The 1,784-nt window shown below is 53.3% G+C and carries 1 protein-coding gene; it reads right to left on the bottom strand.

The genetic code is table 11. The features are described from left to right. Positions 1-143 precede the first annotated feature (143 nt). Complete coding sequence (locus HMPREF2635_RS01845) at positions 144-1,640, bottom strand: integrase core domain-containing protein (protein WP_049156914.1); 1,497 nt, start codon at positions 1,638-1,640, stop codon at positions 144-146. Positions 1,641-1,784: the final 144 nt, after the last annotated feature.

The following is a 1,784-nucleotide window of genomic DNA, read 5'->3' as shown; positions in this document are numbered from 1 at the left end:
TGTTATGTCCATGGACTTTTTGGACACGGAGTCCAGTAACTTTTTGGGCTAGGAGTCCAATGACTTTTTGGACGTGGAGTCTCCCTGCTTTTTGGGCAGGGAGTCTTTGGTGTTTTTGGACAGTCTCTAGCTCGTCTTACCGGTTATGGTTTCTTTCGTCTCGACGGGCGCGGACGCGACAGGATTGGTTTGATCTCTGGTGGCCGGCGGTGCCACATTCCTTCGACATGCCCGATGTTGATCTGTCCGCCGGCTGGACGCTCAAGTAGCTTGATGGGCAGTGGGAATGAAAACAGTGCTTCACCATCATGATCAGTGAAGAACTCAGCGGTGTCATCGGTAACGTGGCTGTATATGAGCCGGTTTTTAAACCGGAGTCCTACATAGAATCCATAGCCCAGGATGCGCACCACTCCGCTTTTGTTGATCCACAGTGTGTCGGGGATACCCCAGGCGTTGCTTGACTGGGCGGATAGACCGTCTACGGTGGGACTGACGGTAGGAGATGATTCTTGCTGGATTGGTTCGTTATCGTCATCGATGGTTGTGGGAGAAGCTGCAACTTCTCCCACAACCGGCACCATCGCCTCTTTAACCTTCTCGATACGATGCTCGTGGTGTATCGCGCTTTCTGAGTGCGTATCCCGGTATGACTTCACAATCTTGGCCCACAGCAGATCCGGGTCAATGGGTTGTGTTGGGGATTGAGCGTGGGCGAAGTGCTCACGGGCTTGGGCTGGAGTGATGTGCATTTTGCCGACTAGCAGGCCTTGATGGCGGCGCCTGGTGTTGTAAAACTCGCGGTAGTCGTCCAACAGCTGTTGGACGTGCTGAAGTGTCGTAGGTTGGCGTGCATCGAGAAACTTGGTCATAGTTTGATGCGAGCGTTCATCTTTGCCTTGGGTTTGCGGGCCAAAACCTGCAATGGACCAGATACCTTGGGCGGCGAGCCAGCGCTCGGTATCGGACAATCGGCCCCGGTGATAGGTGGCAAAAGCTTCACCGTTATCGGTCAAAAGTTCCTGCGGGCGACCATACGTTTCTATTGCTGCGGCCAAGGTAGTGCGAGCATCGAATCCGTTTTCTTTGGCGGCGAAGGCTTGTGAGCCCAGATCAAACCGGCTGGCATCATCAACCAGCTGGTAGATAGTGATCTGGGTATGTGGAGTGTCAAAGAGTCGATAGACAAACCCGTCGAGTTGCCACAGCTCATCGACTTTATCGCGTGCCCAGCGTTTATAGCTTTTACGAGGACGTTTACGGGCATTGGCCTCAGCAACACCAGCTTCGTGGAGCCAAAGCGCAATCGTAGACCGTGCCGGTGGGTGCTCTAAACCAAGGTCATCAATGAGGTAGTAATAGATCGACCACGGGCCATAGTCACGTCCCCGGGCCTTGAGCACTGATCGAGCTGTGATGACTTTCTGACGAAGGTGATCATCGTAGATTCTGGCTGGGGAATGCGGGGCGGTGGAGTCAGGCAGGATGCCTGCACGGCCGCGTTGTTCAACGCGGCGTTTGATGTTGGCATAGGTTTGGCGAGATACGCCAATATCCTTGCAGAATTGGGTGACGGTTCGTCCGTCTCTTACTGGGTCGAAGTCCGCTATTTTCTTGCGGAGATGGGTTGAAATAGCCATCTTGGTATTCCAACCCACCGACTGTCCAAAAAGTCTTGAGACATCACGACAAGGAAGTCTTTGGACTCCGTGACCAAAAACTATCTGGACTCCCCGTCCAAAAAGCCATTAGACTCCGTGTCCAAAAACTCCATAGACATCACA

This window comes from Corynebacterium sp. HMSC035E02, from assembly GCF_001836065.1.
Lineage (GTDB): Bacteria > Actinomycetota > Actinomycetes > Mycobacteriales > Mycobacteriaceae > Corynebacterium > Corynebacterium hiratae.
This window is presented reverse-complemented; position numbering and strand designations above follow the sequence as displayed.